The organism is Kitasatospora sp. NPDC050463 (assembly GCF_040655255.1).
GTDB lineage: Bacteria > Actinomycetota > Actinomycetes > Streptomycetales > Streptomycetaceae > Kitasatospora.
In genome coordinates this window covers 2,906-26,629 of sequence record NZ_JBFAJO010000095.1, presented here as the reverse complement: position 1 = coordinate 26,629, position 23,724 = coordinate 2,906, and the positions used below count along the sequence as shown (strand labels likewise).

The 23,724-nt window shown below is 74.7% G+C and carries 20 protein-coding genes; 7 read left to right on the top strand and 13 right to left on the bottom strand.

The window, feature by feature from the left end:
- Window positions 1–120: 120 nt before the first annotated feature.
- Window positions 121–1,251 (bottom strand): MerR family transcriptional regulator, encoded by a 1,131-nt coding sequence (locus tag AB0J08_RS36385; RefSeq protein WP_360642662.1) that lies wholly within the window; start codon window positions 1,249–1,251, stop codon window positions 121–123.
- A 257-nt stretch (window positions 1,252–1,508) separates the two neighbouring features.
- On the opposite strand from AB0J08_RS36385, the gene AB0J08_RS36380 reads away from it, so the two are divergent.
- Window positions 1,509–2,126 (top strand): YceI family protein, encoded by a 618-nt coding sequence (locus AB0J08_RS36380; protein WP_360642660.1) that lies wholly within the window; start codon window positions 1,509–1,511, stop codon window positions 2,124–2,126.
- 152 nt (window positions 2,127–2,278) lie between these two features.
- Here AB0J08_RS36380 and AB0J08_RS36375 read toward each other — a convergent pair whose 3' ends face one another.
- A complete protein-coding gene (locus tag AB0J08_RS36375; protein ID WP_360642657.1) occupies window positions 2,279–3,244 on the bottom strand; it encodes a LysR family transcriptional regulator in 966 nt (321 codons plus the stop codon).
- Between the two features lie 111 nt (window positions 3,245–3,355).
- Here AB0J08_RS36375 and AB0J08_RS36370 point away from each other — a divergent pair, with 111 nt between their 5' ends.
- On the top strand, window positions 3,356–4,702 hold the full coding sequence (locus AB0J08_RS36370; RefSeq protein WP_360642654.1) for an MFS transporter: 1,347 nt from the start codon (window positions 3,356–3,358) through the stop codon (window positions 4,700–4,702).
- A 10-nt stretch (window positions 4,703–4,712) separates the two neighbouring features.
- Window positions 4,713–5,198, top strand: coding sequence for an Appr-1-p processing protein (locus tag AB0J08_RS36365; protein WP_360642652.1), 486 nt, complete (start codon window positions 4,713–4,715; stop codon window positions 5,196–5,198).
- A gap of 44 nt (window positions 5,199–5,242) precedes the next feature.
- On the opposite strand, the gene AB0J08_RS36360 is transcribed toward AB0J08_RS36365, so the two are convergent.
- Complete coding sequence (locus AB0J08_RS36360) at window positions 5,243–5,785, bottom strand: GNAT family N-acetyltransferase (RefSeq protein ID WP_360642650.1); 543 nt, start codon at window positions 5,783–5,785, stop codon at window positions 5,243–5,245.
- A gap of 182 nt (window positions 5,786–5,967) precedes the next feature.
- On the opposite strand from AB0J08_RS36360, the gene AB0J08_RS36355 reads away from it, so the two are divergent.
- On the top strand, window positions 5,968–6,795 hold the full coding sequence (locus AB0J08_RS36355; RefSeq protein ID WP_360642648.1) for a TetR family transcriptional regulator: 828 nt from the start codon (window positions 5,968–5,970) through the stop codon (window positions 6,793–6,795).
- A gap of 23 nt (window positions 6,796–6,818) precedes the next feature.
- Here the strand turns inward: AB0J08_RS36355 and AB0J08_RS36350 are convergent, their stop codons facing one another.
- The 3 genes from AB0J08_RS36350 to AB0J08_RS36340 all read right to left on the bottom strand — a co-directional run bounded on the left by AB0J08_RS36350 (window position 6,819) and on the right by AB0J08_RS36340 (window position 10,395).
- A complete protein-coding gene (locus AB0J08_RS36350; protein WP_360642646.1) occupies window positions 6,819–8,123 on the bottom strand; it encodes a GNAT family N-acetyltransferase in 1,305 nt (434 codons plus the stop codon).
- A 305-nt stretch (window positions 8,124–8,428) separates the two neighbouring features.
- Complete coding sequence (locus AB0J08_RS36345; protein WP_360642644.1) at window positions 8,429–9,184, bottom strand: response regulator transcription factor; 756 nt, start codon at window positions 9,182–9,184, stop codon at window positions 8,429–8,431.
- Between the two features lie 56 nt (window positions 9,185–9,240).
- Entirely contained in the window at window positions 9,241–10,395 is a 1,155-nt protein-coding gene (locus AB0J08_RS36340) for a histidine kinase (RefSeq protein WP_360642642.1), read from the bottom strand.
- Window positions 10,396–10,668: 273 nt separating this feature from the next.
- On the opposite strand from AB0J08_RS36340, the gene AB0J08_RS36335 reads away from it, so the two are divergent.
- Complete coding sequence (locus tag AB0J08_RS36335) at window positions 10,669–11,082, top strand: DUF4190 domain-containing protein (protein WP_360642640.1); 414 nt, start codon at window positions 10,669–10,671, stop codon at window positions 11,080–11,082.
- A gap of 455 nt (window positions 11,083–11,537) precedes the next feature.
- Here AB0J08_RS36335 and AB0J08_RS36330 read toward each other — a convergent pair whose 3' ends face one another.
- Entirely contained in the window at window positions 11,538–12,452 is a 915-nt protein-coding gene (locus AB0J08_RS36330; protein ID WP_360642638.1) for a LysR family transcriptional regulator, read from the bottom strand.
- A gap of 107 nt (window positions 12,453–12,559) precedes the next feature.
- On the opposite strand from AB0J08_RS36330, the gene AB0J08_RS36325 reads away from it, so the two are divergent.
- Complete coding sequence (locus AB0J08_RS36325; protein ID WP_360642636.1) at window positions 12,560–13,405, top strand: oxidoreductase; 846 nt, start codon at window positions 12,560–12,562, stop codon at window positions 13,403–13,405.
- A 109-nt stretch (window positions 13,406–13,514) separates the two neighbouring features.
- On the opposite strand, the gene AB0J08_RS36320 is transcribed toward AB0J08_RS36325, so the two are convergent.
- The 6 genes from AB0J08_RS36320 to AB0J08_RS36295 form a co-directional block, all read right to left on the bottom strand.
- A complete protein-coding gene (locus AB0J08_RS36320) occupies window positions 13,515–14,777 on the bottom strand; it encodes a C40 family peptidase (protein WP_360642634.1) in 1,263 nt (420 codons plus the stop codon).
- 234 nt (window positions 14,778–15,011) lie between these two features.
- Window positions 15,012–16,067: a hypothetical protein gene (locus tag AB0J08_RS36315; RefSeq protein WP_360642633.1), complete on the bottom strand. Its 1,056-nt coding sequence runs from the start codon at window positions 16,065–16,067 to the stop codon at window positions 15,012–15,014.
- 130 nt (window positions 16,068–16,197) lie between these two features.
- Window positions 16,198–18,060: a threonine/serine exporter family protein gene (locus AB0J08_RS36310; RefSeq protein WP_360642631.1), complete on the bottom strand. Its 1,863-nt coding sequence runs from the start codon at window positions 18,058–18,060 to the stop codon at window positions 16,198–16,200.
- 131 nt (window positions 18,061–18,191) lie between these two features.
- Window positions 18,192–18,350, bottom strand: a complete 159-nt coding sequence (locus AB0J08_RS36305) for a hypothetical protein (protein WP_360642629.1) — start codon at window positions 18,348–18,350, stop codon at window positions 18,192–18,194.
- Window positions 18,351–18,402: 52 nt separating this feature from the next.
- Window positions 18,403–20,760 carry a hypothetical protein gene (locus AB0J08_RS36300; protein WP_360642627.1) on the bottom strand — a complete coding sequence of 786 codons (2,358 nt, stop codon included), beginning with the start codon at window positions 20,758–20,760 and terminating at the stop codon, window positions 18,403–18,405.
- Between the two features lie 214 nt (window positions 20,761–20,974).
- Window positions 20,975–22,912, bottom strand: a complete 1,938-nt coding sequence (locus tag AB0J08_RS36295) for an ATP-binding protein (RefSeq protein ID WP_360642625.1) — start codon at window positions 22,910–22,912, stop codon at window positions 20,975–20,977.
- Between the two features lie 343 nt (window positions 22,913–23,255).
- Here AB0J08_RS36295 and AB0J08_RS36290 point away from each other — a divergent pair, with 343 nt between their 5' ends.
- Complete coding sequence (locus tag AB0J08_RS36290; protein WP_360642623.1) at window positions 23,256–23,576, top strand: hypothetical protein; 321 nt, start codon at window positions 23,256–23,258, stop codon at window positions 23,574–23,576.
- The last annotated feature ends 148 nt before the right edge of the window (window positions 23,577–23,724 follow it).

The following is a 23,724-nucleotide window of genomic DNA, read 5'->3' as shown; positions in this document are numbered from 1 at the left end:
GCGGGCCACCACCCGCACCCCCTCCCGCCCCCGGGGCGGCGTGACTCCGACACCACGTCGGCCCACGCCGCCCCGTCGGCGTTCCCGGCGCCCACGGCCGCCCCGGTCGGCACCGGCGGATCAGCCGAGTTCGGGCACCCGAATCGGCATCAGGATGGAGAAGGTGCCGTCACGGCCGGCCGTGCGGATGGCCAGCGGGGCGATGGGGCCGGTGAGTTCGAGGACCAGCTGCGCGGGGCCGGCGGCCGGGAGGGCGTCGAGGAGGAAGTCGCGGTTGACCGCCACCCGGATGTCGCCCGGGGCCTGGTCGTCGTCGGCGGCGACGGTGAGCCGCCCGTTCCGGTCGAGGGTGAGCACGGTGACCTCGCAGGCCTCGCCGTGCGGACCGGAGGGCAGGCTGCGGGTGGCGCCGGACTCGACGGCGCCGCGCAGTTCGGCGGCGGGCAGGCCGACCCGGTGGACCGGGTCCAGCCGGACCAGCGACCGGTAGTCGGGGTAGTCGTGGTCGAGGGCGGCACCCTCGATCCGGTGGCCGCCGGTCTCAACCCGGACCTGGCCGGCGCCGAGGGTCAGTTCGGCCTGCTCGGCACCGGAACCCAGCAGTGCGCGGATGCCGTCGACCAGGGCGGTCGGCACGATCGCGGCGACCGGGGCCCCGCCCGTGGCGGACGCGTCCGGCACCGGCGGCGCGGCTACGGCCGGCAACGGCACCTCGGCGAGTGCCATCCGGTACCGGTCGGTGGCGACCAGCCGCAGCAGTCCGCCGTCCAGGTCGAACAGCACGCCGGACAGCACCGGGTGCTCCGGGTCGACGCCGACCGCGAAGCGGACCGCACCCAGGGCCTCGGCCAGTTCACGGGCGGGGACGGTGAAGGTGTGTGCGGTGGGGGTGGCGGTCACGGGGCTCTCCCTCTGGTCGATCAGTGTGCGGATCAGGGAGAGCTCCCGGCGCGCGTCGGCGAGGCCGTCCTCCAGCCGGCGCAGGTGCGCGTCGATCACCCGGCGGCCCGCGCCGGAGCCGGGCTCCGCGCCGAGCACGGCCCGGATGTCGGCCAGCGGCAGGCCCACCCGCCGAAGCCGGCAGAGCAGCCGGGCGTCGGCGAGCTGACCGGGTGCGTACCAGCGGTAGCCGGTCCGCGGGTCGACCCAGGCGGGGGCGAGCACGTCGGCGCTGTCGTAGAACCGCAGCGCGCTGACGCCGAGGCCGCTGTCGCGGGCCAGTTCGCCGATGCTGCGCAGGTCGCTCTCCATGTCCGGGACTCTGTGGCCTCGACCAGGTCGAGGGTCAAGCCGCACGGCCGGACCGGGGGTGACGATACCGATCGCCGCCGACACCCCTCGTCCTGCGGGTACCGGGGCTCCCGCGGTGCCGCGGGCGCGCCGCCGCGCCCTCCAGGTGGTTCTGCGAGACTCCTCGGACGCCATGGTTGAACTTTGAACGAAAACGTCCTATGGTGGAGCCAACAAGTTGAAGCCTAAACAAATGGCTTCCGACCCGAGGAGGAGCCATGGGCCTTTTCAACCGCACCAAGAACACCGCCGCCGCGACCACCACCACCGTCGTCGAGGCCCCGGCCGGCCCGGACCTGGGCCACCTCACCGGCGACTGGGCGATCGACACCACCCACAGCGAGGTCGGCTTCTCGGTGCGCCACGCCATGGTCACCAACGTCAAGGGCCGCTTCACCGAGTACGTCGGCAAGCTTCACCTGGACGGCACCGCCCCGCACAACTCCAGCGCCGAGCTGGTGATCCAGGTCGCGAGCATCGACACCAACCAGGCCCAGCGTGACGAGCACCTGCGCACCGGCGACTTCTTCGCCGCCGAGACCCACCCGGAGATCCGCTTCCGCAGCACCGCTGCCGAGCGTCTGCGCGACGACTCCTACCGGATGACGGGCGAGCTCACCATTAAGGGCACCACCCGGCCGATCGTGCTGGACCTCGACTACACCGGCAGCGCCACCGACGCGTACGGCGCCGAGCGGGTCGGCTTCGAGGGCGTGGCCGTGCTGGACCGCACCGACTGGGGCCTCAGCTACAACGCGGCGCTGGAGACCGGTGGCGTGCTGATCGGCGAGAAGGTCAAGCTCAGCTTCGACATCTCGGCCGTCAAGGCGGCCTGACCCGGCCGACCACGGCCGCTACCCGGCGCCCGACCACGGCGGGCCGACACCGACTGCCGTGGCCGAGCGCCCGCACCCGTCCCGCCCCTGCCGACCCCCGAACGGCAGGGGCGGGGCCGTCTCCGTCTCCGGCCACGCCCCGGCGGGCGCCGCTACGCCGCGAGCAGTGCGGCGTCGGCCTCCGCCAGCCAGCTGCCGGCCGGGCGGTCCAGCCACCCCTCGTGTGCGCCGAGCTCGGCGGCCGCCGCGCTCAGCGCGGCCAGGCCCGGGTGCCGCAGGTCCGGGCGGTGCACCAGGCTGACCAGGGTCAGCGGCACCGGGTCGACCAGCGGCACGTTCACCACACCGGGGATCAGCGGCCCCCCGATGGTGGTCAGCATCGGGTCGCCGTGCCGGGTGAGGTACCGGGCGGTCTCGTCCACCCCGACCGGCGGGACGTACGGCGCGGCGGGCGTGAGGCCGTGCGCACGCAGCAGACCGGTGCCGAGGTCCGCCCACTCGGTGGTGGCCGGATTGCCGGCGCAGACGTCCACCGGGTGCCCGGCCAGGTCGGCGAGCCGCAGCGCCGACCGGTCGGCGAGCGGATGGCCGGCCGCCATCATCACCGAGACCCGCTCCAGCCGTACCGGCGTCTGCACCAGTTGGGCGCGCAGCCCGGCCGGCAGTCCGGCGAAGCGGCCGAACGCGGCGTCCAGCCGGTGCGCCGCCAACTCCTCGGCGGCCGCCGCGAGTCCGCCGAGGAAGCGGGCCAGGATCTCGCCCTCCGGCCAGGCTGCCCGGGCTCGTTCGAGCACCCGGTCGGTGGTCAGGTCGGGCCCGGTGACATCGCTGTTGAGGTCCAGCAGCAGCGGGCGGCGCTCGGCACCGGCGACGATCTCGTCGTACAGGGCCAGTAGTCGGCGGGCCTGCGGCAGCAGCCGCCGCCCGGCCGGGGTGAGGTCGACGCTGCGCGTGGTCCGGGTGAGGAGCGTGTCGCCGAGGAGCTTCTCCAGCGTGCGGATGTCCCGGCTGAGTGCCTGCTGGGCGACGTGCAGCCGCTGGGCGGCCCGACCGAAGTGCAGGGTGTCGGCCGTGGCGACGAAGCCGCGGAGCAGCCGGGGGTGCAGGTCGTGGGGCATGGCGGCAGATTAACAACACCATGATGTGAGTGCCGCGAAACAGGTGTTGGACCGGGGCCGGGCGGCTGACCGAGGCTGGAGCCCTCCCCCTCTCCCTCCATGAGGAGTTCCATGCCCGTCTCGTACCGACGGCTGTTCGCCCGGCCCGGCACCATCGCGTTCACCCTGGCCGGGCTGCTCGGCCGGGTCGCGCTGTCGATGACCGGCGTCGCCCTGGTGGTGCTGCTCTCGGAGCGGCGCGGCTCGTACGCGCTGGCGGGCACCGTCTCCGCGGCCGGGCTGGTCGCCGGGGCGATCGGCATGCCGCTGATCGGCCGGCTGGTCGACCGGTACGGACAGGCTCGCGTCGCCGTGCCGGCCACCCTGTACAACACCGTCCCGCTCACCGGGCTGCTGCTCTGCGTCCGCCTCGGCGCGCCCGACTGGACGCTCTACGTCTGCTGGGCGGCCTGCGCGGCGGCACCGAACCTGGGCGGCATGGCGCGGGCCCGCTGGGCGCACCTGTACCGGGACGACGCGGCCGCCCGTCACCTGGCCAACTCCTTCGAACAGTCGCTGGACGAGCTCTGCTTCATGGCCGGGCCGGTCCTCGCGATGGTGCTCTGCACGACGGTGGCGCCGGAGGCCGGTCTGCTCGCCGCCGGGGTGTTCGGCACCGCCGGCGCCCTGCTGTTCGCCGCCCAGCGCCGGACCGAGCCCCCGCTCGCGGACCGGGTGCCGGGCGGGCGGCTCGGCTCGCCGGACGCACGGTCCGGACACCGGGCCGAGCAGGGCGAAGGCCCCGGTCACCCGGCCGAGGAGGGCAAGCCGGGCGGACACCCCCGCGAGCACGGCTCGCCGCTGCGGGTGCCCGGGCTGCGGGCGCTGCTGCTGACCTTCCTCGCCACCGGCGTGGTCTTCGGCTCGATGGAGCTCACCACGGTCGCCTACGCCGACGCGCTCGGTCACAAGCCGCTGGCGGGCGGGCTGCTGGCGCTGGTCGCGGGCGGTTCCTGCGCGGCCGGGCTGGTCTTCGGGCTGCTCCGGCCGCGCCGGGCGCCGGGCGTCCGGTTCCTGTCCGGCGTCGCGGCGATGGCCGTGCTGCTGCTCCTGCCGCTGGCCGCCGGGCTGAGCGGCGCCGGGCTCGCCCTGCTCGGGGCGGCGCTGTTCGCCGCCGGGACGGGCACCGCGCCCACCATGGTCACCGGCATGACACTCGTCCAGGAGCTGCTGCCGCAACGGCAGTTGAACGAGGGCATGGCGGTGGCGGTCTCCGGCATCGTGGTCGGCATCTCGACCGGGGCGGCGCTCGCCGGTGCGGTGGCCGAGCACACAGCCCCCGGGACGGGCTACTGGCTGCCGGCCGGCGCCGCCTCGCTCGCCCTGCTGATCGCCCTGACCGGACGCCGGCACCTGCGGGTCCCGGCCGCTCCCCCGGCACCCGGGAAATCCCGACGGGTTGTCATTGCCGCGGGTTAACCTGCCGGCCATGGAACCGGCGACCATCCGATATGTCCGCGGCGACGCCACCGCGCCCCAGGGCAAGGGCGTGAAGGTGATCGCCCATGTCTGCAACGACCTCGGCGGCTGGGGCAAGGGCTTCGTCCTGGCGCTCTCACGGCGCTGGCCGGAGCCGGAGGCCGCGTTCCGGCGGTGGCACCGGGAGCGCGCGCGGAACGACTTCGGCCTGGGCGCCGTCCAGGTCGTCCAGGTCGAACAGTACGTCCGGGTGGCCAACATGGTCGGCCAGCGCGGCATCCGGACGGGCCGGTCGACGGGCGCCCCGGTCCGCTACGAGGCGATCGACACCGCCCTGGCGGCAGTGGCCGAGGAGGCGCTGGCGCTCGGCGCCTCCGTCCACATGCCCCGGATCGGCTGCGGTCTGGCGGGCGGGCGGTGGGAGCTGGTCGAGCCGCTGGTGACGGCCCGCCTGGTGGATCGGGGGGTGCCGGCGACGGTCTACGACCACGACTAGCCACCGGCGCGGAGACCGGCACCGGAGACCGCACCGGCAGGGCCTCAGGTCGGGGATCCGCCCCGGACTCCGGCGAAGGACCAGGTGTACTCGTACTCGGGCAGCGCGTACCCGCCCGGGAAGATGCCCTCCTGCTCCGCCGTCCGCCGGCCGCCCTCGCGCTCGTAGAAGGCGACCGCCCGGGTGTTGTCGCGCAGTACCTCCAGGTAGAGGTCGGCTCCGGGGTGGCACGTCGCGACGTGGTCGCTCACCGCGTCGAACAGCGCGCGGCCTATGCCGCCGCCGGTGCGGCCGGGCCGGACGTGCAGGTTCTCCAGCAGCACCCGACCGTCGGGCTGCGGCACCACGTAGGCGAACCCGACGATGCTGCCGGCCTGTTCGGCGATCAGCAGCTCGGGGGTGTTGGCCGGTTCGCCGTAGTCGGCGGCCAGCCGCAGCTCCCACATCTCGCGCCGCTCGGCGGCCATCCCGTCACCGAGCGCCTGCTCCGGAACGATGCCGGTGTAGGCGGTCCGCCAGCTCAGGGCATGGAGCTCGGCAACGGTCTCGCTGTCGTCCGCGGTGCCGCGGCGGATGGTGACGTCCATGGGACGAGCCTCCCACATCCCGAACTTGAACATGTTCAATCTTCCCCCTACAGTCACCCCATGCTTTTGAACAGGTTCGAAATGCAAGGGGCCGGGGCGGCGGCACCGGATGCGGAGGGGGCATCCGGTACCGCGCGCACCGACACCGACTGGAGCTGACCGCTCCGGCTAGGCTCGGGTCCGTGGACGACCTGGCAGCGACGAACGGCACGAGCGGTACGGGCAAGGCGAACGGCACGGACAGCCCCGAGGACGCGAACGGTGCGCCGACGGCCCCGGCGGCGCCGCCCGCCGAGGCGCGCGGCAGCCGTGCCCAGCCGAAGACGGACAAGAGCGAGCAGACCCGGGCACTGATCCTGGAGACCGCCATGCGGCTGTTCCAGGAGCGCGGCTACGACAAGACCACCATGCGCGCCATCGCCGCCGAGGCCGGGGTCTCGGTCGGCAACGCCTACTACTACTTCTCGTCGAAGGAATTCCTCATCCAGGGGTTCTACGACCGGATGACGTACGAGCACGCCGCCGACGCCCGCCGCCGGCTGGCCGGCACCAAGGACTTCGCGGAGCGCCTGGAGATCGCGGTGACCTCCTGGATCGACTGCGCGGCGCCGTACCACGAGTTCGCCGCCCAGTTCTTCCGCACGGCGGCCGACCCGACCAGCTCGCTGAGCCCGTTCTCCAACGAGTCCCACCCGGCCCGGGCCACCGCGGTGGAGCTGTTCGGCGAGGTGCTGGCCGGCTCGGACCTCGCCCCCAAGCTGGACGCCGAACTGGCCGAGCTGCTGCCCGACCTGCTCTGGCTCAACCTGATGGTCGTCGTGCTCTACTGGGTCTTCGACCGCACCCCGGACACCGAGCGCACCCGCGAGTACGTCCGCCGCTCGACCCCGATGGTGGCCCGGGTCATCAACCTCTCCCGCTACCGGGTGTTCCGCCCGATCGTCCGCGATGCCAAGGGCCTGATCCAGGACTTCATCCTCCCCACCATCGGCAGGACGGCGGCGAAGTAGCCGGACGGGGCGCCGACGGACACTCAGAAGCTGTCCGGGTTCCAGGCCAACAGCGGCGTGCGCAGCAGCAGGTCGGCGGCGGCGGCCGCGCCCGGGCGCAGCTCGGTGACCAGTCCGGCCGCCGCCAGCCGGGGGGCGGTCTCGCCGCCCAGGTACAGCGAGCCGAGCGCGGAGGCGTCCAGCGCGAGGTCGGCCTCGTCCGTGGTGCGGGTGCAGCGGCCGCTGCCGTCGGCGGCGGCCTCGACCGCCCACCGGCCGGCCGCGAACCCGGCCCGGTCCTCGACCTCCAGCACGACCCTGCCTGGTGCGCCGTACGTCCGGGCGTTGAACGCGGCCTCGACGTCGAGCACCCGGAGCCACATGAAGTCGGCGTTGTCGACGTACGGGGTGGCGGCGCGCGGGTCGGCCAGCAGCAGCGGCAGCGGGTCGTCCGGGCCGATGTTCTCGACCACGACCTTGCGCACCCAGTCGACGGAGAGGACGAACCGCCACAGCTCGGCGGCGGTCCCCCGGTCCAGGGCGAGGAAGTCGACCACGGTGAGCGTGCAGTTCGGGTAGCTGCCGTCCCAGTTGTCGTCGACCCGGTAGACGGCCAGGCCGGTGACGGTGCCTGCGGCATCCCGGTGGACGGCGGCGAAGGGCTCCTTCCACTCGAAACCCGGCACCTGGACGTCGCCCGTCTGGCGCTGCCACCAGAGTTCGCTGCGGGCGATCGCGCCGGGCTGGGTGAGCCGCCAGCGCTCGTGCAGCTCGGGGCCGACCTTGCGCAGCTCCTCCATGGTGGCGAACTCGATCCGCCCGCCGGGCACGGTCGGCAGGCCCGCGCGCAGGCCACTGGTCCGCAGCAGGTCGATGTTCCAGCCGTGGCCGCGGGTGGCCGGGCCGAAACCGAACCGGCCGTAGATGTTGTACTCGGCGGCGATCAGGATCGCGACGGCCGAACCGCGCCCACGGGCCGCCGCCAAGTCCCCCGCCATGATCCGGCTGAGCAGGCCGCGGCGGCGGTGGGTGGCGGACACGGTGACGGACGTGATGGCGTCCGCCCCGACGACGGCTCCGCCGGGGACGGTCAGCTCGACGTCGAAGCTGCGGAAGGTGGCGACGTAGCGGCCGCCGTCCAGGGCCGCGATCACCCGGCCGGGCTCCCACTGCCGACGGCGGAAGTCCGCCGCGCTCTCCACGTGCGAGCGGAGGAACCCCATGGTGAGCGCCCGGTCCCAGCCCGCGATCTCGTCCTCGGCGATCGCCCGGATCTCGACCCCGCCGAGGCCCTCACCCTGCCGGTCGCCGCCCGGTTCGCCCGCCCCACCGTCCACCACGTTGCCCATGACGTCACGGTACGACCGCCCTCGAACCGCGGCACCTCATTATTCTCCGCCCGGTCCCGCCGCCCACGCGGCCACGCGGCCACATCGGTCTCCCGGGCCCGGTGAGACTTTGCAAAGTGGACCGGAGGGCACCCGGTCGTCCGCACCGCCCCCGCCGGCCGAAGCCGCCGACCGGCCCCGTGACCCGGACCTCGTGACCCGGACCTCGTGACCAGACCCCGTGCCCCGGACCTCGTGGCCGGCCCACCTGCGACCCGGTGAGACTTTGCAAAGTCAGTGGGCAAACGAGTGCACGCGCAGCGGCGTCAGCCGGCGAACCCCGGCACCACCAGGCCGGACTCGTAGGCGATCACCACCGCGTGGGTCCGGTTCTGCGCGCCGAGTTTGGTCAGCACGTTCCCCACGTGGGTCTTGGCCGTCTCCAGGCTCACCGTGAGCGCGTCCGCGATCTCCGGGTTGGACAGGCCGGTGGCCATCAACCGCAGCACCTCCTCCTCCCGCCCCGTCAGCGCCGCCTTCGGCAGCGCCTCGGCGGAGCCCAGCGGGCGGGCGGCGACCATCCGGCGCAGTGCTGCCGGGAAGAGGATCGCCTCCCCCGCCGCCACCACCCGGACCGCCTCCGCGATCCTCCGGACCGGAAGCCGCTTGAGCACGAACCCGCTGGCCCCCGCGCTGAGCGCGGCGGTGACGTAGCCGTCGTTCTCGAAGGTGGTGATCACCACGATCTTCGGCGCTGCGGCCGGATCGGCCAGCAGTTGCCGGGTGGCCTCGATGCCGTTGCACCGAGGCATCCGCACATCCATCAGGACCACGTCCGGGCGCAGCCGCCGCGCCTGTTCGACCGCCTCGACGCCGTCGGCGGCCTCGCCGACCACGACGATCCCCGGCTGTGCCGCGAGCAGCATCCGCAGACCGCTGCGGGTCACCTCGTCGTCGTCCGCGATCAGCAGCGTGACGGGGGTGCCGGTGAGGCCGGCGTCGGCCGGGCCGGCGGCCGTCGTCACGGCCGCGCCCGCGCCGGAACCGCTCGTGACACGAGCATTCGCGTCAGAGTCGGTCATGGTCCGAGCGCCCGCGTCGGACCCGCTCGTGTCACGAGCGTCCACCCCAGAGCCGATCATGCCGACAACCGTACCGGCAGCCGGACCTCCAACCGCCAGTGCTCGGGCCCGTCCGGGCCGGCCTCGATCTGACCGTGCAGCAGCCGCACGCGCTCGGCCAGTCCGGGCAGCCCGTGCCCGGACGTCGGGAAGGCGCCCGGGCCCTTGCCGGTACCCGGCCCGGTCCAGTTGACCACCCGGAGCTCCAGCCCGTCCGGCGTCGCCGCCACCCGGACCTCGATCGGCCCGCCGGCGCCGTGCCGCAGCGCGTTCGTCAGACCCTCCTGGAGGATCCGGTACGCCGCCCGGGAGAGCGTCCCCTGCACCTGTGCCAGCTCGCCCGACAGCTCCGGCTCGACCAGCGCGCCCGCGTGCCGCAACCGGTCCAGCAGCTCCGGCAGGTCGGCCAGGGTGCGGGTCGGCGCCGTCCCCGCCTTCTCCTCGCGCAGCACGCCCAGCACGTAGTCCAGGTCCTCCAGCGCGGCCCGGGTCGACTCCTCGATGCTGCGCAGGGCGGCCCGCGCCGCCACCGGGTCGGCGGAGAGCACCTCGCCCGCCACGGCCGCCTGGATCGTGGCCGCCGTCAGCGTGTGCCCGATCGAGTCGTGCAGCTCGTGGGCCAGTCGGTTGCGCTCGGCCAGCAGCAGCTCCCGCTGGGCCGCCAGCGCGAGCCGCTCGGCCGACGACGGCCCCAACAGGCGTGGCGCCAACCAGCGCAGGGCACCCGCCACCAGTACGCACCCGGCCGCCGCCGCCAGCACGCAGCCGAGTGCGGCCGCCCAGCTCCCCCAGCCGTCCCCCGGCCGCACCGACCAGCCGAACAGATTCAGCCCGGCCTCGGCGCCGGTCCAGTTCCCCGGCAGGGCCAGGCCCACGAGGAGCAGCGGGCCGCTCACCAGCGCCCCCGTCCACCCCAGTGCCACGTGCAGCAGCAGCCAGATCGGAGTCCGCCAGCGGTCGGCGCCGGTCGGAACGGTCGGAACGGTGGGGGTCGCTGGGGCCGCGGCCTGCCCTGGGCCGGGTGAGCGCGCGGGCCGTACGACCACCGGGTCCGGCAGCGGCACCCGCAGCAGGCGCCGGGCGCACACGACCAGCACCCGGCGCGTGGTGCGGGCCAACCCGACCGCGCCGACCAGTACCGCCCAGACGAGCAGCACCAACGCGGCCAGCACTCCGTCAGGAGCGGATCGCCACGCCGCCGGCAGGAGCGCGAAAGGCAGGAGGACAAGGCTTGCCAGAGCGCCGCAATAGGCGAACAGCGCACCCGAATACGTGGAACCGCTCAACAGCGGTCGAATTCCTCTGATCATGATCGGGCCAGTATGGTCGGGCCGCCCATCCGCGGCCTCCCCCGATCGGGGGAGCGTTTTCTCCCGCCTTCCCGGGATCCGCGGCCCGGTCCCCGGAATCCAGAATGGCGCCCTGACCAGGTGACGGGAGTACTGATGAACACGCGAACCACGGCCACCGCGCCGGGCCGGACGGCATCGCCTCGGGCCGCCGGGGCGGACGACCCGCCCGGCCACGGCCGGCAGCCTCCGGCCGGCGGCGACGGCCCGGCGGTGGCCGCCCTGGTGCTGGGTGTCACCGGCCTGCTCACCTCGGTCGTCTTCGTCGGCGGCCTGCTCGGCGTGCTCGGCCTGGTGCTGGGGGTCGTCGCCCTGGGGGCGGGCAGGCGGACCGGCGTCGGCCGGGGCAAGGCCGTCGCCGGTCTGGTGACGTCGTGCATCGCGATCGTGCTGTCCGTCCTGATGGCCTTCTTCATGGTCTGGTACGCCGACAACACGCAGGAGTGCTACCGGCCCGACACATTCCGGCAATACACGCAGTGCGTCCACGAGCAGCTCACCGGAAACTGACCGGCGGCCGCAGGGCGGCCGGTGGCGTACCGGTCGCGAATCACCGATCTCTCCCCGGCAAGGATCAGCACCATCGTGCGGAACAGACGAACGGCTTTTCTTCTGACGGCCGGCGCCGCGGCGGTCTTCGTCGGCGCACTGGCTCTGCGGCGCGCGGGGGGACGTCAAGACGCCCCGGGCCGAGTACCGGATCCTGCGCGGCCCCCGGGGCGGTGTGACCCGTCCGGTGCCCCGGTCCGTCCCCGGTCGGCCCGCCGGCCGTGCGGGCGCCGCCCGGCCGGCGGCGCCACCCGGACCTGCCGTGGCGGCCACCGGTGAGCCCAGGGCCCACCGGAGCCAGACCCACGAGGGCCAGACCCACCGCACCAGACCCACCGCACCAGACCCACCGGCCCCAGGCCCACGAGGGCAAGGCCCCCAGGGCCCGCGCGATCCACCGCGCTCCGGGCGCCGAATCAGCAGGTGGCGGCCCCGACCTCCCGCGCGGCGGCGAGGTAGGCGAGAACCAGCGGCCGCCTGTCGTCCCGGCCGGCGGCTACCACCAGCTGGGACGGGGATATGCCCCGGACCGGCACGGCGACCACCCCGTCCCGGACGACCAGCGGGGCGTTGCCGGTGGCCAGCAGTGCCACCCCCTGGCCGCCGGCGACCGCCTCGTGGGTCTCCTCGGCGCTGGCCACCACCCCGCCGATCCGCGGCGGGCGGCCGTCCCGGGCGTCCAGGGCGAGCCAGTGGTCCCGCAGCAGGCCGGACTCCGGGGGGAGGGCGAGGAAGGGCTCGTCCAGCAGGTCGGTGAAGTCCACCTTCCCCTCGGGGTCGGCCGCGGCCCGCGCCACCAGGGGGTGTCCGTCCGGGAGCGCGACCAGCCGAGGCTCGCGGGCCACCACCGCGTACCGGTAACGGTCGTCGTCCGGCAGTGGCAGCCAGACGAAGGCGACGTCGCTGGATCCGTCCGCCAACCCCGCGCTGGGATCCGCCCAGTTGACCTGGCGCAGGACGGGTTGCGCGGCCGGGTGCCGGGAGACGAGGCGGGTCCGCAGGGCGGGCAGCAGCCCGCGGCCCGGGCTGGTGGACATGCCGATCACCAGGGTGCACCGCTCGGCGGTCTTCGCCTCCTCCACCGCCGCCTCCGCGGCCTGCCAGGCGGCCAGCACCGCGCGGGCGTGCGGAAGCAGGGCTTCCCCCACCGCGGTCAGCCGCACCGTCCGCCGGTCCCGTTCGAACAGGGGCCCGCCCAGTTGCTTCTCCAGCATCCGGATCTGCTTGCTCAGAGCGGGTTGGGAGACGAACAGCCGCTCGGCGGCGCGGGTGAAGCTCAGTTCCTCGGCGACCGCGGTGAAGTAGTGCAGGTCGCGCCCGTGGACGTTCATAACTCATGGCTATCACAACGGGACTTGGACACTGCTTCGGCATCTGACGAACAATGAGATCTGTCGACGGGGGCGGCCCCGAACGGTAGTTGACGAGGGAGATGCAGATGAGCGAGAACGCCAAGGTCTGGCTGGTCACCGGCGCGACCAGCGGTTTCGGGCGGGCCATCGCGGAGGCCGCGGTCGCCGCCGGTGACACGGTGATCGGCACGGCCCGGCGGACGGGGGCGCTGGACGACCTGGTCGCCGCGTACCCGGACCGCGTGGAGGCGATCCGTCTGGACGTCACCGACGGCGAGCGGATCGACGCGGTGGCCGCCGACGTCATGGCCCGCTACGGCAGGGTGGACGTGCTGGTGAACAACGCCGGTCGTACCCAGGTCGGGGCGTTCGAGGAGACCACCGACCGGGAGTTGCGCGACCTGTTCGAGCTGCACGTGTTCGGCCCGGCGCGGCTGACCCGGGCGCTGCTGCCGCAGATGAGGGAGCGGGGCAGTGGATCGGTCGTGAACATCAGCAGCTTCGGCGGGCAGCTGTCGTTCGCCGGGTTCTCCGCGTACAGCGCGACCAAGGCGGCGCTGGAGCAGTTGTCGGAGGGCTTGGCCGACGAGGTGGCGCCGTTCGGCATCAAGGTGCTGATCGTGGAGCCCGGCGCGTTCCGTACCAACCTGTTCGGCAAGGGTGCGGCGTACTTCTCCGAGGAGAACCCCGCGTACGCGGAGAAGGTCGGCGCGACCCGGCAGCTGGTGCAGGGCGGCGACGGCAGCCAGCCCGGTGACCCGGCGAAGGCCGCGGCGGCGATCCGGCTGGCCCTGGACGCCGAGCGGACCCCGCTCCGCCTCGCCCTCGGCGGCGACGCGGTCGACTTCCTGACCGCCCACCTGGACTCGGTGCGGGCCGAGCTCACCGAGTGGGAGAAGGTCTCCCGGGGGACGGACTTCGACGCGCGGTGACAGCCGGGCGGGGGGGACCCGGCGCTCGGCGAACTCTCCGCAGCCGGGGCCGGAGCCATGTCCAGGACCAGGGCCACGTCAACGTCCACGCCCAGAGCCACGCCCAGGCCTACGGGCGGGCGTAGTAGTCCGGGGTACCCATGATCCAGAGGCTGGCCTGTTTGACCGGCATGCCCGGGCGGGGGGCCTCGATCATCTGGTCGTCGCCGATGTAGAGGCCGACGTGGTGGATGTCGGCGGCCCGGCCGGTGTCGGTCCAGAAGACCAGGTCGCCGGGGCGGAGCTGGCGGTAGCCGATCGGGGTGCTCTGCGCGTACTGGTCGGCGGCGAAGTGGTTGAGTCGCTTGCCGCCCTCGCGCCAGGCCATCATGGTCAGCCCGGAGCAGTCGTAGCCGCCCGGGCCCTCGCCGCCCCAGACGTAGGGCAGGCCGATCTTGGAACGGGCGAACGCCACGGCGGCGGCCGCGCCCTCGGCCGACCACGGCCGGGCGGCCGGGGGCGCGGCCGGTGCGGGCGGCTTCTCCGCCGCCGCTTTCTCTGCGGCAGCCCGGGCGGCGGCCTCGGCCTCGCGGGCGGCGATCGCCTCCAGCGCCTCGCGCCGCTGCCGCTCCAGTTCGACGGTGGTGTGGCGGGCGGCGGCGAGGTCGGCGAGCAGCTGTTCGCGGCGGAGGCCGACCGTGACGACCTGCGCCTGCTGGGCGGTCAGCCGGGCCTCGGCCCGCCCTCGGGCCGCGCCGACCTCGTCGGCGGCCTTCCCGGCGGCCTCAGCGGCGGCGCGGGCGGCGGCCGAGGCGCGGGTCGCGGCGGCGGCGGTGGTGGTGGCCGCGTCCAGGATCTGCCGGGTGCGGTCGCTGGCGACGCCGACCACCGCGGCCTGGTCGCCGGCCTCGCGCGGTCCGCGCGCGCCGATCAGGGCGTTGATGGCGGAGAGTTCGGCGGTGGTGCCCTGACGGTACGTTTCGGCAGCCAGCTGGGCGGCGGCCTCGGCGGCCTCGGCGCGCTCGGCCTCGGCGCCCGCGGCCCGGCCGGCGGCGGCGGACTCCTCGGCGCGGGCCCGGGCGAGCGCGAGCTGGGCGCCGTTGTAGGCCTCGACGGCCTGCTCGGCGGACCGGCCGGCCCGGTCGAGTTCGGCCGTGGCGGCGGTGAGCCCGGCTTCGATGGTGGCGACCGAGGCGGCCCGGCGGTCGGCCTCGGCCCGGGACCGGTCGATCTCCTCGGTGGAGGGGTACGGCCCGTCCGCCGGCCCGTCCGCCAGCTCGTCCGCCGGGGCCGCGCCGGCCGACGGCTCGGCCGGGGCGGCCACGGCGGCGGGGAGCAGCCCGAGCAGGGCGGTGAGGGACAACAGGAGGGTCGGAAGGAGCCTGCGCGCCACGAGACATCCCTTCTCAGGTGTCGGACGAGGGTCGCCCGGAGAGTGTCCGGCGAACCCGGCGAAATACCCCATCACGTGACAAGTCGGTCACTCGTCGCCATGGTCTCAAGCCGGGGCGGCTTTCACGCCTCAAGCTCGCGCCGCCGACCGGGTGAGCTGTCGGATGATCAGACCGGGCTCCACCGGCCGATCCGGCCGGACCTCACCGTCGGTCAGGCGCACAGGGTATACGAACTACCGGTGGATCCGGCGGGTGTGCGGCCGCGGCCGGGGGTGTCGGTCCGGCCGGGGCTCCAGGCCGGTCGGACGTACCGCGTAGGTGCGGCTGCGGCCGGCCCGGACGGTGCGACGGCGCTGCTGTGCCCGGGGCCGGGGGCCGGGCTCGGACCCGACGGCGGGCGCGGCGCCGGGTGCGGGGGCCGCCGCCGAGCGGCGGTCGGCCAGCCGGGCGGAGCGGCGGGCCAGGGCCCGGGCGGCGTGCGCGTCCAGGTGGGCGGAGGCCCGGGCGGCCATCCGTTCGGCGACCCGGTGGGCGGCGGGGTGGCCGGCCGGCAGTTTGTCGGGGGCGCCGGCGATCAGGTCGAAAAGCCAGGTGCGGGCGATGTCCGCACGCCGGTGAAGTCGGCGCTCGCGCCGGAGCGCGCGGGCCCGGCGGCGCGGACGGGTCGCGTACCGCCAGCGCGCCCAGGGGCTGCTCGGGCGGGCCAGCCGGATCGCGCCGATCCAGGACAGGCCGGGCACCAGGATGCCGAGCAGACCGGTCCACATCTTGCCCTTGAGCAGGGTGATGACCGAGACCAGCGCGTTCACCGAGATCACCGTGACCAGCCCCCACCTGGTCTCCTGACTGGGCACCACGCCGAGCGGCACGTACCCGACGAGCAGCAGCGAGGTGCACAGGATGCCGAAGATCACCGCGTCCACCGACTTGCGGCCCTGCGCGCTCCAGTAGACGTCGTCCAGGTGCAGGATCAGCGCGAACTCGTCCAGCACCAGGCCGCAGCCGATGCCGAAGAGCAGTCCGAACACGTCGATCCAGGGGTGGCCGCCGTAGGTGGAGAACACCCCGATGCCGCCGGTCAGCAGGAAGCCGAGGCCGAAGACCATGTGATGGATGTGCAGGCCGCCGGGGGTCACGTTGCCGGGCCACCAGCGGACCTTGGCCCGGATCATCCGGACGCTGAAGCGGATCAGGACGAACGAGGTGATGAATCCGACCAGCAGCAGGAACAGCGGCTGCTTGTGCGCGGCGACGATGTGCTCGCGGTAGCCGTCCAGCAGTGTGGTCATGCGTCTTACCTTCGTTCCTGGTCCTGCGTACTGCCTGCCACGACATGACCCGGGGGCCAACACCCGCCCAACGAGTCCACCGCCCGCTCCGACGCGGCGCCGGGGCGGGCGGACGCCGCCCGCCGGGCGGTCAGAAGCCGCGGGTGCGCTTGGCTGCCCGACGGGGGGCGGCGGGGTAGGGTTCCGGCCGCTCGGCGCCGGCCGGGAGCTTCATGAAGAGCCGGGCGATCTCACCGCCCAGGTTCACCCCGATCGCCAGCGCCAGGGCGATCGCGGCGGCGCGGGTGATCTGCACCAGGCCGGCGCTGGAGTGCCCCTGGGTGAACGAGAGCATCCCGAGGTAGAGCGCCGAACCGGGCATCAGCGGGCCGATCGCGGCGGTCACGTAGGGCAGCGCCGAGCCGTTGCGGTAACGCGCCATCAGCTGGCCGAAGAGGCCGACCAGGCCGGCCGCGACACCGGTGGCGGCGATCGGGGAGACCCCGGCGTTGTGGACCAGCGCGCCGTAGGCGGCCCAGCCGATGCCGCTGTTCAGGGTGACCAGCGCGAGCGAGCGGCGGTCGGTCTGCAGCAGCATCGCGAAGGCCAGGGTCAGCACCAGCGCGGCGATCATCTGGACCGGCGGGTAGTTCACCCCGGTCAGGCTCTCGTCCGGTCTGAGCTCGGGGTCGAAGCCGACCCCGAGGTAGAGGATCAGCATCACGCCGATGACGATGCCCGCCACCAGGTAGATCACTTCGAGCAGCCGGGCGGCGGCGGTGATGTAGAAGCCGGTCAGGCCGTCCTGGACGGCGGCGACCAGGGCGCGTCCGGGGAGCAGGGCGAACAGCCCACCGGTGATCACCACGGACCCGCGCAGCCCCCAGTCGTTGAACGAGAGGATGATGCCGGAGGCCGCGGCCGGCATCGCGGCCAGGACGAACTGGTAGAACTCCGGCAGCCCGCGCCGGGCGATCAGCGAGGCCAGCCGGTCGCCGAGGACGGCCGCGATGAACGCGCTGGCGAAGACCAGCCAGCCCTTGTCGTCGATTCGCCCGCCGACCAGGAAGGTCGCCGCGCCGGCCAGCAGTCCGGTGTTCAGCGAGAGCAGCCAGGCCGGGTACGGGTGCCGGTTGCGGCGGATCAGCGCGAGGCGGCGGTACGCGTCGTTGGCGGAGACCTTCTCGGCGGTGATGTCGGCGACCAGCTCGTACACCGCGTTCAGCCGGGTGTAGTCGGAGGTGCGGCGGCGCACCACCCGGTCCGCGGTGACCGGCGGCTCGACCAGCGAGGGCTGGTGCGAGATCCCGATCAGGGTGAAGGTGACCTGCGGTTCGCAGCGGTCCAGCCGGTAGGCGTGGGCGATGCCGAGCATGGCCGCCTCGACGTCCTCGGCGGCCTCGCCGCTGGCGAGCAGCAGTTCGCCGATGCGCAGTGTCAGGTCGAGGATGCGCGGGACGTTGCGGGCGGCGGAGGGGTGCAGTTCGCGCGGGGTCCGCTCGAAGGCCGGGCGCTCGGACATCGGGGTGCGCAGCAGGGTGCGCATCCGGTCCGGCCAGGGTGCCTCGCCGGGGGCGCCCGCCGTCAGGGTGGGGACGGCGATGCCCTCGGGCGGGGTGTAGCCGGCGGCCCGCCACTCCTCGGGGGTGAGGGTGTCCTCGGCGACCGAGCGCCGGCGGTAGACGGGAGCGCCCCCGACGTCGGCTCCGCCGGCGGCGCCCGCGGTCGCCGTGTCGGGCCGCCCGGTGCCCGGCGCCCCGGCCGGCTCCGGCTCCGGCTCGCCCGAGGGTTCCGGGTTCAGCAGGCCCTTGGTCTCCGGGTTCGGCGAGACCAGCGGGATCACGGTGGTGGGTTCGACGATCGGGGCGGGGTGGCCGAGCAGGCCCTCGGTGGGCGGCGCCTCGGAGGGGTGCAGCGGGCGTGCCTGTGGGGCCGGGCGCGGCTGCCGCGCCTGCCGGGCCGTTCTGCCGCCCCTGGCCCGCTTTCCTCCGCCCGGTCGGCCCCGCTTAGGCACTTCCCCGCTCCTTGCCGCCCCTGGTGGCGCCCCGTCGGCCAGGCCACCGTTCGATCTCCGGGGTCAACCTTGCCTGATCGAACTGCAGGACGCACATGTACGTCGCGGCGGGCGGCGGCGGCCGGGGGTGCCTACCCGGCGCGGTGGCGGCCGGGAACGGACCGGCCGGACCGGCGGGCGCGCGGCAGTTCGATCGCCACCGGGACCACCGGGACCAGCACGATACCGACCGGGATCGCCTCGATGTGGTCCCGGACGAAGGGGATCCGGCCGAGGAAGTAGCCCGGCACCCGTGACGCCGGCGCCTCGGAACACACCGCCGAGGACGTCGAGGACGCCCCGCTACAGCCCGTAGCGTTCGATGATCTCCTCGTGCCGGGCGGTGTCCGCGCCCGCCGCCTCGGCCAGGGCGAGCCAGGCCGGCGGGTGCGGCCAGTCCGCGGTGAGCCGGTGCAGCAGCGCGTCTGCCTCGGCGGCCCTGGCGGTGGGCGGCACCCCGACGGCGGCGTAGATGCCGGGCAGCACCGCGTCCTTCTCGGCCGGGTCGGTGATGCCGTACTGGTCCCCGCTGTAGGCCCAGACCGCGTAGCCGGCCTGCCCGAGCTCCTCGCGCAGCCGGGCCCAGGCCTCGTCGCCGGGCCAGCCGCCGTCCAGCCAGTAGGTGGTGTAGCCGGCCGGGTCGAGCAGCGTCAGCAGCCCGAACACCGGGCGGTGGTGGCGCCGCTCCTCCTCCGGGGCGTCCTCGCCGGGCGGTTCCTCCAGAGGGGCCGGGGCGAAGACCACCACGTCGCCGTGGTTGAGCGTCAGGTCGTCGCCGAGCACCGGCAGGATGCGGGCGGTGGCCGGGCCGGTGCGGACGGCTGGGAGGTCGGCGGTGCTGCCGTTGGTCCGGGTGGCCCGGACGGTGACCAGCTGCCACTCCTCGTCGACCGGGCCCTCGGGCTCGTCGAACTCGATGCCGATCAGCGCGCCGGCCGAGCGGACCGCCGCCCAGTCCCGGTTGACGGTCGCGGCGGTGACCAGGTGCCAGAGGTCGGGCTCCTGGAGGGTGCGGTGCCGCTGCTCGGCCGGGGTGTTCTCGGCGGGCAGCGCGTGCGCCAGGATCTCCTCGTAGTACCGCTGCGCGGCCGCGTGGTCGCCCAGCTCGGTGGCCGCGGCGGCGGCCAGCCGGCGGGTGTTGATCCGGTCCGCGTGCAGGGCCAGGATCGCCTCGCACTGCTCCAGCACCTCGGCCCAGCGGCCCTCCGCGGCGGCCCAGCGGGCCCGGACCCAGTGGCCGCCGGACGGGCTGGACGCGGCGAGCCGGTCCGCGAGCCGGCGGATGCCCTCGTCGTCCGCGGCCTCGATCAGGGCGCTGCCGAGCATGGCGGTCAGCTCCTCGCTCGCCGGGTCGGCGTCCAGCCGGTCCCAGAGCAGGTCGGCGGCGGCCCGGGAGTGGCCGAGGCCACCCAGCACCGCGGCCAGGTCGAGCGCCAGGGCGGTGGCACCGGCCGGCTCACCCCGGTAGCGCTCCAGGGCGACGGCGAGCAGGTCGGCGCCCCTCTCGTGGGGCACCCGCGCCTCGGCGAGGTACGCCGACAGCTCGGCCGGCGGGACGGGAAGCTCCGGGACGGGCAGCGTCTCGGCGTCCGCGCGCAGCCGCGCGAGCGACTCCGCGACGCCGTCGGTGCGGCGCAGCAGGGCGAGCTTGCGCTCACCGAACGCGGCCAGGGTGAGCGCGATCGTCCGGGCGCCGCGCCCGACGGCCAGCCGGCCGGCGGCCAGCAGCAGGTCGACGCAGGGGCGGTGGGAGCCGGTGCCGTCGAGGTAGCCGACCCAGCCGGCCAGCGCGGCGCCGAGTTCGGCGTCGTTCTCCCGGGCGCCGGCCGCGACCAGCAGATCGACCGTCGTCGTCCAGGACGCGCGGAGGTCGGCGTGGCGCTCGGCCTCCGCCAGGCCGGGCAGCAGGGCGAGCGCCTCGTCGGTGCGGCCGAGCGAGGCGAGCGCGCGGGCCCGCAGTACGGCGCCCCAGCGGCGGTCGCCGGCGTCGATCTCCCGCCCGCGGGCGCGCTCGGCCTGTTCGGCGGTGTCGAGCAGGGCCAGCACCTCCTCGTGCCGGCCGAGCAGGTGCAGGGTGCCGGCCCGGGAGTGGTGGAAGTGCAGCGAGAGCCGCTGGCCGGCGGACTGCATCCGGGCGGCGGCGGTGTCGAGGTGGCTGAGCGCCTCGGCGGGGCGGCCGTCGTCCTCCAGGGCGTCCGAGTACTCCCGGGAGAGGCAGTCGAAGCAGGCCCGGGCGGGCTCGATCCGCTCCAGCGTCTCGCTCAGCACGGCGAGCCGCTCGGGCACGTAGCCGGGGCCGTCGACCCGGGCGTGGCAGATCGCGAAGTCCTGCACCACGCAGACGGACTGCGGGCAGCCGGCCGTCTCCTCGCGGTGCGCGAACTCCAGCAGGTCGACCGCCTCGGGCAGGGCCTGTTCGCCTTGGTGGCGCTTGTTCAGCAGGTTCTGCATCCGCCAGTGCCGCAGGTAGACCTCCACCCAGGGCAGGCCGAGTGCCCGGGCGGCGGCGACCGCCTCCGGGTAGACGGCGTCGAGCTGGTCGTTGCGCCCCTCGTTGGCGTGGCCGGGGAGCTCGTAGATGGCGTCGGCCAGCCGCCGGTGGCCGGCCTCGGCCAGCTGCCGGTGGGTGTCGTGCACCCAGGCCCAGATGTCGGTGCTCATGCTGCTTGCGTCTCCCCCTGCGGGTGGTGCGCGGTGCTGGTGCGCGGTGTGGTGCCGGTGCTGGTGCGCCGTGCGCCGTGTGGTGTGTGGTGTGGTGCTGGTGCGCGCTGCTGGTGGTCACTCTGCCGACCACCGCTGACGATCCGTCCACGGTCCTGGACGGTGGCGGGCCCGGGGCCCGGTGGCCCGCTCGACGGGCCGTGTCGGGGCCCGGTCAGCCCCGGCCGGCAAAGCCGCCGGGGCTGTCCGGGACGGCGGGCAGACCGGCCGGCACGGCGGCGGTCAGCGCGGAGACCGCGGTGCCGATCCCGGCCAGGGCGCCGCCGAGGTCGCCGGTGGCGGAGCCGGCCGAGGCCGCCGCCATGATCACCTTGAGCGAGCGGAGCAGCCCGGCGGCGGTGGCGCTGCCGGTGTGCCCGCCGCGGTAGGCGGCGAGCAGGTCCTGGACGGCCGGGCAGGCCAGGTTGAGGTAGAGCCGCGCCTTCACCTCGCCGCCGGAGCGGGCGGTGAAGGCCCGGGCCAGCCGCAGCGCCGCGGACGGGATCCGGGCGTCCGCCTGGTCGTCCTCGATCCGGGCCTTCAGCTCGGCCTCGCGGTCGGGGACGAGGACGAGCGGCAGGCCGGGCGGGTCGAACCGGGCGGGGACGAGCTGCTCGCCGGGGTCGGCCAGGGCGCCGGCCAGCCAGGCGGTCTCCTCGGCCGGCAGCGGTCGCTCCGGGTCGCGGAACAGCTCGCGGTTGCCGCTCTCACTGCCCAGTTCGACGATCCGGCAGTCGCGCAGCCCGGCGTAGCGGCGCAGGAAGGGCAGGACGGCGTAGCGGTCGCCGCGGGCGATCGGCACCTGCATCGCCCGGTACAGCATCTCCTCGAAGCCGCCGCCGCTGCCGAGCGCGACGTGCACCGCGCCGCCGCCGGCGGCCCGCAGCGCACCCGCCGTCAGGTCGCCCTGGGAGGTGGGCACCGGGACGTCGTCGGCGAGCAGGGTGAAGAGCCGGTCGTCGCAGAGCGCGGCGCCGAGCAGGTCCTGGCCGTGCCGGGCGAGGATGCGGCGCCAGACGGCGGGGCGCAGCCGGGCGGTCTCGTAGAGACCCTCGACCACGGCGTCGGCGAGGGCCTGCTGGAGCGCGCGGTAGTGCTCGTCGCGCTGGAGGTCCTCGCGGCTGGCGGTGGGGGTGAGCCGGCTGGACTCGACCACGCCGCCGATGAACCCGGCCCAGCCGGGCAGCAGGTCGCGGGCGTCCTCGGCGAGCAGCATGCCGCGCAGGTAGACCGCGAGGTCGCGGTTGTCGCTGCTGCCGTAGGTGCCGCCGTCCTGGACCCAGAGCAGGCCGACCGCGTCGCTGCCGCCCTCGACGGGCTGCACCGGAAAGGCGGTGAGCGGCTCGAAGCGGCGGCCGAAGGCGCCGGCGAACCGCATCCGGGCGGCGTGCTGGTCCCCCTCGACGCTCTGCCGCCAGGGCACCGGGACGGCGTTGACGGGCTGCTCGTCGTCGCCGACGAAGACCGGGATCGGCAGCAGCACGCAGTAGCGGCCGAGCACCTCGCGCAGCGCGTGCTCGTCGGCGAGGTGGGCGTGTTCGGTCTTCAGGGAGAGCTCGACCAGGGTGCCGGGGGTCGGCCGGGCGGGCACCCGCTCGACGCTGTACTGCTCGCCGCCGAAGCTGCGGTAGCGGTGGCCGAGCAGCGGCTCGCGGTGCGAGGTGGTGGTGACGGTGACCTCGTCGGCCACCGAGAAGGCGGAGAGGAAGCCGAGCCCGAAGGCGCCGATGAGCTCCTGGTTGCCGGTGAGGTCGCGCAGCATCCGGGTGTAGCCGGTGCCGACGGTGGCCAGGAAGGCGTGGATCTCCGGCTCGGTGAGGCCCGCGCCGGTGTCCTCGATGCCGACGGTGCGCCGGTCGGCGTCGGCGCGTACCCGGATCAGCGGGCGGTGGACGCCGTCCGGGTCCTCCAGCAGCCGCCGGGTGTGCGAGTCGTGGGCGTTCTGGACGAGTTCGCGCAGGGCCACCAGCGGGGTGGAGTAGAGGTGGGTGGCGAGGACGTTCACCAGTCCGCCGAGGTCGACCTCGGTCGTACGCAGTTCCTCGGCGGGCGTGAGACCCTCCTGCCCGCCGGCGGGAGAGGAGGAAGGGTCGGGCGGGAGACCATCAGACATGGATCCTCAGTGTGCCAGTGCGACTATCCGGCGACCATTTCTTTCTGGTGCCGGGGGTCCGGTCAACCCCGCTTTGACGGTGTCGTCCTGCCGACGCCGCCGTCCGGGTCACCCAACCCGTCTTCCTTCGAGGGAACTTGACCGTGCCCGGGTGGCCTTCGCCGGCATCGTCCGCCCTCCCGGTTCGTCTCCCGCATGACACCATCGGGCGAATCGCCACCCATTCGGTGGAGTTCGTCCACGGTGCTGGTGAATGCTTTTCGTGCGACGTCAGGAACCGGCGCTTCGGGGCGGCCACCCCGGGACGCGCCACTTTTCGCACTCCACTCCCAGGGAGACCACCGTGTCCCGTATCCGCGCAGCCGCCGCCGTCACCGCCCTCGGGGCGTTCCTCCTCGTCGGGGTCGGTGCCGCCACCGCGCACGCCGACAACGGCGCCGGTGCCGGTCAGCACTCCAACAGCAGCATCGTGAACAACACCGGCTCCAACAACGTGATCGGCAACGTCCACGGCAACGTGGTCAACACCCAGCAGACGGCCACCGGCTCGGGCGCGAGCAACCAGAACAACGGCCTCGCCGTCACCGGCAACGCCGGCAGCATCGGTGCCCTCCAGGGCAACGGTAACCTCGCGGCCGACGTCCACCCGCACATCGTCTTCTAGCACCGGCTCCTGCTCGCCGCAGGGCGTTCGCGGTCCGCCGGGAGTCGCCGCGGGCCCGCGAACGCCGGGCCGGGGGGGCCCCCCCCCCCCCCCCCGGGGGGGGGCCCCCCCCCCCCCCCCCCCGCGCCCGGGGGGGCGGGCGGGGGCG